Annotated in this window: 4 protein-coding genes, 1 other RNA gene and 2 pseudogenes; 3 read left to right on the top strand and 4 right to left on the bottom strand. The window is 68.6% G+C overall.

What is annotated here, in order from left to right; all coding sequences use genetic code 11:
* The first annotated feature begins 190 nt into the window (after positions 1–190).
* The gene (locus D7Y61_RS22345) at positions 191–670 is read left to right on the top strand and encodes a DM13 domain-containing protein (RefSeq protein ID WP_047290306.1); all 480 of its coding nucleotides are present in this window, start codon (positions 191–193) and stop codon (positions 668–670) included.
* An 89-nt stretch (positions 671–759) separates the two neighbouring features.
* Here D7Y61_RS22345 and rnpB read toward each other — a convergent pair.
* An RNA gene (gene rnpB / locus D7Y61_RS22340) (RNase P RNA component class A) lies at positions 760–1,110 on the bottom strand.
* A 54-nt stretch (positions 1,111–1,164) separates the two neighbouring features.
* Between rnpB and D7Y61_RS22825 the strand changes: the two are divergent.
* Both D7Y61_RS22825 and D7Y61_RS22330 read left to right on the top strand, forming a co-directional pair.
* A pseudogene (locus D7Y61_RS22825) lies at positions 1,165–1,935 on the top strand (transposase); the annotation flags it as partial.
* A 23-nt stretch (positions 1,936–1,958) separates the two neighbouring features.
* Positions 1,959–2,168 (top strand): hypothetical protein, encoded by a 210-nt coding sequence (locus D7Y61_RS22330; RefSeq protein ID WP_019186274.1) that lies wholly within the window; start codon positions 1,959–1,961, stop codon positions 2,166–2,168.
* Between the two features lie 40 nt (positions 2,169–2,208).
* Here the strand turns inward: D7Y61_RS22330 and D7Y61_RS22325 are convergent, their stop codons facing one another.
* From D7Y61_RS22325 to D7Y61_RS22315, 3 genes and pseudogenes are all read right to left on the bottom strand, one after another.
* On the bottom strand, positions 2,209–3,663 hold the full coding sequence (locus D7Y61_RS22325) for a GntP family permease (RefSeq protein ID WP_180869384.1): 1,455 nt from the start codon (positions 3,661–3,663) through the stop codon (positions 2,209–2,211).
* Between the two features lie 2 nt (positions 3,664–3,665).
* Positions 3,666–4,775: a patatin-like phospholipase family protein gene (locus D7Y61_RS22320; protein ID WP_164146001.1), complete on the bottom strand. Its 1,110-nt coding sequence runs from the start codon at positions 4,773–4,775 to the stop codon at positions 3,666–3,668.
* 64 nt (positions 4,776–4,839) lie between these two features.
* Positions 4,840–5,424 (bottom strand): annotated as a pseudogene (locus tag D7Y61_RS22315) (phosphoribosylanthranilate isomerase); the annotation flags it as partial.
* Between the last annotated feature and the right edge of the window lie 73 nt (positions 5,425–5,497).

Genomic DNA, 5,497 nt, shown 5'->3' with positions numbered 1-5,497 from the left:
GTCGAAAACCCACGCATGAACCCCCGATCTGTGCCCGATCTGTGCCCAAAGCGGCGCTTGCGCGGCCGCTTCCTACCTGCCAGACTCGCCAAAAAGGGCGGTTGAACTTCCTATACCCCGGCCCTGACCTCCCAGGGTGGTCAGGCCCGGCACTTCGCCGCGCGATCGATCGCAACCACAAGGAGGCCCCATGCGCCGCATCCTCATCCTGCTCGCCACCCACCTGCTCACCCTCGGCCTGGGCTTCGGCCTGGGCGTCTATCTCCTGCCGATCCTGATCGCCCCCGATGACCCGCCGGTTGCGCAGGTGCAGGCGGCCATGAAAGACGCCCCCTACCGCACCACCTTTCGCCGCGACCTCAAGGGCAGTGATGCGGTGCATTGGGCGGAAGGCAACGTCAGCGTCAGCCCGCGCCAGGTCGCGTTCGACGGCAAGATGGGTCCGGGTCCGGATTACAAGGTGTACCTGGTCCGTGACTTCGTCGACAACAAGGCCGATTTCCTGAAGATCAAGGCACAGGCCCAGCGCATCGGCGAGGTGAAGACCTTCAACCGTTTCCTGGTGGACGTGCCTGAAAGCGTCAACGTGGACGATTACACCACCGTAGTGGTGTGGTGCGAACGGTTCGAGCAGTTCATTTCCGCCGGGCAGTACCGCACGCCGGGTTGAACAACATCCCAAGCATCTGGGCGAAGAGCAGCCGAGCATGGCTCGGCTCTACTGTAGAGCCGAGCCATGCTCGGCCTACCGTAAGAAAGAGGCGGAGCCGGCCGATAAGCCGGGTTCTGTCGTGGACAGTCATTCCTCTAGGCGTTACGTCACCGCAACGCTCAAGCAACCTACCCGGATCCAACGCGGGCCGCGCCAAAGGATCCCTATTTGGTCTTGCTCCAGGTGGGGTTTGCCGTGCCGGTCTGTTGCCAGACTCGCGGTGCGCTCTTACCGCACCATTTCACCCTTACCGGCCTTCCGAAGAAGACGTAGGCGGTATCTTTCTGTTGCACTTTCCGTCGGCTTGCGCCGCCCAGGCGTTACCTGGCACCTTGCCCTATGGAGCCCGGACTTTCCTCGGCACCCCGAAGGGATGACGCGACTGTCTGGCCGACTCCGCCAGCGCGTATTCTAGCGTACGCACGCCCTTCCTGCCGTGCCGGTCGCGGCACACCATCGCGCATCGCGTGTGCCGGCACCTGTCGCGCCGCGGCTGGCTCGAAGGCGAAGACGAATCCGTGTTCCTGTCCGACAGCGCGGGTAGCGACGACGGCATGGATGGGCTGCGGATGAGTTCGATGACCTACCGCATCGCCACCGGTCGCGACGCTGGCCGCAAGGTCGTCACGCTGCAAACATTGCCCGGTGACGCAGGCTCGCTGGAGGGCGAYGCCGGCAAGGTCGGCGGCTTCTCGCTGCATGCCGGCGTGGCCGCGGAAGCACACGAAAGCCACAAGCTCGAAAAGCTGTGCCGCTACATCACGCGCCCGGCGATCAGCGAGCAGCGGCTRTCGATCTCACCGCAGGGWAGGGTGCGGTATCAGCTCAAGACGCCRTGGCGCAATGGCACCACCCATGTCGAATGGGATGCGGTCGACTTCATCGCGAAACTGGCCGCACTGGTCCCGCCACCTCGCGCCCACCTGACCCGTTTCCACGGTGTGTTTGCCCCGAATGCAAACCTGCGTGCGCAGCTGACGCCCTCGGGGCGCGGCARGCGGCCTGCGGGCGATGCGGCGCCGGTKGACGCAAGCGCCCACGACGAGCCGCGCAGCCCCGAGCAGAAGCGCCGTGCGATGAGCTGGGCGCAACGGCTCAAGCGGGTCTTTTCCATCGACRTCACCACCTGCGCCCACTGCGGCGGCGCGGTRCGGATCGTCGCCAGCATCGAGGAACCCAAAACCATCCGCGCCATCCTCGCCCACTTCGAGAAACACGGCGCGCCCGCCTGGCGCATGTCACCCGCGTGCGTTTCGAGTGGCTGGCCACCGGCCGTGGCCCGCTGGCCTGGGAGGCGGATCCGGACGACATTCCGGCACTCGACGCCGAACTGGTCCACGACCCGCTCGAGCGACGCCTGCTGCAGGCGTTCCGCTGCGGCGGCCGCGAAACGCGGCGCCTGCTGCTGGGACTGGCCGACGCGCAGCTGGCCTCGATCCAGCCGCGCCGCGCCTGAGCATCGTGCCGGGCGGCGCCGTCACGCCGCGCACGTGCGCTCAGAACGACCCGAACATCGTCCCCAGCACGATCACCACCACCAGCGCCACGATCGAGCCGAGCACCGCGGTCACCGCGATGTCGCCGTAGCTGTCGCGGTGGGTGCAGCCGCACACCGCCAGCAGAGCCACCACCGCGCCGTTGTGCGGCAGGCTGTCCAGGGTGCCGGCGCCGATCACCGCCACCCGATGCATCAGCTCCGGCGACAGTCCGGTCTCGTAGGCGATGGCCATGAAAGTCGGACCCAGCGCATCCAGGGCGATGGTCAGGCCGCCGGACGCCGAGCCGGTGAGGCCGGCGAGGATGTTGGTCGCCACCGCCAGCGACACCAGCGGACCGCCGCCGATGCCCAGTACCCAGTCGCGCACGATCTCGAAGGCCGGCATCGCCGCGACCACCGCGCCGAAACCGACCAGGCTGCCCACCGCCAGGATCGGCAGCACCGAGGCGTTGGCGCCGGAGTCCATGCTCGAACGCAGCGAGGGGAAGCGGCGCAGGTTCAGCGCGATGGTGGTGGCGATCGCCGCGGCCAGCGCCACCGACACCGACCACACGCCCGCCACCTCGGACAGCGAGGTTTCGCCGAAGCGCGCGTACTGCAGGTAGGACACGTCCATCCGCGGCAGGATCAGCAGCGACATCAGCAGGTTCACCCCGATCACCACCGCCAGCGGCGCGAACGCAACCAGCGCCGACGGCAGGCCGCTGCCCTGGACGCCATGCGCCGCCTCGGCCGGATCGAAGGGCTGCGCCACCGCCGCGCGTTCGCGCACGATCTCGTCCTCGGCCACCATGCCGGCGTCGGGCGTGGCCAACTCGCCGAAGCCTTCGCCCGCCAGCCGCGCGCGACGTTCGGCGCGGGCCAGCCACCACAGGCCGAACGCCAGCATGATCGCCGAGGCGATCAGGCCCAGCCCGGGCGCGGCGAACGGCGTGGTGCCGAAGAACGGCATCGGGATCGCGTTCTGGATCGAGGGCGTGCCGGGCATGGCCGACATGGTGAAGGTCATCGTGCCCAGCGCCAGCGCCGGCGGCATCAGCCGACGCGGGATGCCGGCGCCGCGGAACAGCACCGCGGCCATCGGCACCAGCACGAAGATCGCCACGAACAGGCTCACCCCGCCGTAGGTCACCAGCGCGCCGGACAGCACCACCGCCAGCATCGCCCGCCGGGTGCCGAGCTTGGCGGTCATGAACGCGGCGATGGCCTCGACCGAGCCGCTGTCCTCCATCAGCTTTCCGAACAGCGCGCCGAGCAGGAACAGCGGGAAGAACTGGGAGATGAATCCGGCGGCGGCCGACATGAAGGTCAAGGTCCAGTGCGCCAGCAGCGGCTCGCCGGAGAACGCCGCCACCACCAACGCCGCGGCCGGCGCCAGCAGCAGCACGCTCCAGCCCCGGTAGGACAGGTACATCAACAGGCCGAGGCCGACCAGCATGCCCAGCAGTCCCATGCTCACACTCCTTCCAGCAGCACGTTCAGGTCGATCGATGAGCGCTTGCCCAGGTTGGCGCCGTCCTGCGCCAGGAAGGACTCGGCCACGCGCCGCCCCTCCTTGTGCAACATCTCCAGGAACGCCCACTCGGCGCTCATCTTCGACGAGGAATCCAGCACGGCGGCCAGGTCGTTGCGCACCAGGTGGATGCGCTTGCTCGCCCAGCGCGCGCCCTCGCAGTTGCCCACGTCGGCCACCTGGCGCAGCAGCGCGATCATGCGCAGTTCCTTGAGCAGGCCGGCGTTGAAGGAAATCTCGTTGATCCGGTTGAGGATCTCGCGCGCGCCGGTCGGCCGGTCGGGACGCTCGACCGGGTTGACCGCGACCAGGATCACGTCGTCCGAATTGCAGTCGCGCACCAGCGGGGTCATGGTCGGGTTGCCGGAGTAGCCGCCGTCCCAGTAGTACTCGCCGTCCACCTCCACCGCCTGGAACATGTTCGGCAGGCAGGCCGAGGCCAGCAGCACGTCCGGGCTCAGTTCGGCGTTGCGGAACACCTTGCCGCGGCCGGTACGCACGTTGGTGGCGGTGATGAACAGCTTGATGTCCGACTTCGACAGCGCGTCGAAATCGAGTGAGCGCTCCAGGATGTCGCGCAGCGGATTGACGCCGAACGGATTGAGGTCGTAGGGCGACCACAGCCGCGACACCAGGTCCATGGCCAGGAACGCCGGCGAGCCCTCCAGGCTCCAGCGTCCCATCAGCACGTCCAGCGGCCCGCGCTGCAGCGGACTGAAGCGCGCTGCGTCGGACACCGCGCGCCAGAACCGGGCCAGCGCCTCGCGCGCGCCCTGGCGACTGCCACGTTCGAAGCCATCGACCAGCACGGCCGCGTTCATCGCGCCTGCGGAAGTACCGGACACGCCATCGATCCGCAGCCACTCCTCTTCCAGCAAGCGGTCGAGCACGCCCCAGGTGAAGGCGCCGTGCGAGCCGCCGCCCTGCAAGGCCAGGTCGATGGACAGGAGTTCGGGCGGCGGCGCCGCACGGCTCTTGCGGCGCGGCGCCGGCTTGGACGCAGCGGTCTTCCTGGCCGGGGTGGCCTTGCGGGTGCGGGCCGGAGTGCTCATGGGTGGATCCGTAGGGACGGGGGAAAACTACAGGACACACGCAGCGCGTAAAGGAAAACGCCGTTCAATCGGGACCGGTACCGTCGGCACGTCGCACTTCCGCCACGAAGCGGCGCATCTTCTCGCCGTCCTTGACTCCCGGCGCGACTTCGATCCCGCTGGCCACGTCCACCGCCCACGGCGAGGTGGCGCGGATCGCGTCGTGCACGTTGTCCGGCGTGATCCCGCCGGCCAGCACGAACGGCCGGTGCAGTCCGCCGGGGATCGCGCTCCAGTCGAACGTGTGGCCGGTACCGCCGGCTGCGCCCTTGCCGTGGCTGTCGAACAGGAAACCGTCGGCGTTCGGCCAGCGCTCTTGCAGCGCGGCCGCATCCCAACGCTCGCCCCCGCCCATCGGCACCGCCTTCAGCCAGGGCATGCGGAAGGCGCTGCAGAACGCATCCTCTTCGTCGCCGTGGAACTGCAGCAACGCCGGTCGCACCATGCGCACCACTTCACGCACCTCGGCCACGGTGTTGTCGCGGAACAGCGCCACCGCGCCGACCATCGGCGCCAGCGCCAGGCGCAGTTGCCGCGCCTCGGCCGCGCTGACCCGGCGCGGACTGCCTTCGGCGAACACGAAACCGACCGCGTCCACGCCCAGTTGGGTATAGGAAGTTCAACCGCCCTTTTTTGCGAGTCTGGCGGGTAGGAAGCGGCCGCGCAAGCGCCGCTTTGGGCAC

This window comes from Stenotrophomonas maltophilia (assembly GCF_013464485.1).
In the GTDB taxonomy this organism is placed as follows: domain Bacteria; phylum Pseudomonadota; class Gammaproteobacteria; order Xanthomonadales; family Xanthomonadaceae; genus Stenotrophomonas; species Stenotrophomonas maltophilia_AW.
The sequence above is the reverse complement of the archived record's forward strand: the minus strand, read 5'-3'. Positions and strand labels throughout refer to the sequence as shown.

Bases quoted from the DNA above. Each gene is read 5' to 3' on its own strand.
- D7Y61_RS22345 (WP_047290306.1), top strand. From the start codon at position 191: ATGCGCCGCATCCTCATCCTGCTCGCCACCCACCTGCTCACCCTCGGC.
- D7Y61_RS22320 (WP_164146001.1), bottom strand. From the start codon at position 4,775: ATGAGCACTCCGGCCCGCACCCGCAAGGCCACCCCGGCCAGGAAGACC.
- D7Y61_RS22325 (WP_180869384.1), bottom strand. From the start codon at position 3,663: ATGGGACTGCTGGGCATGCTGGTCGGCCTCGGCCTGTTGATGTACCTG.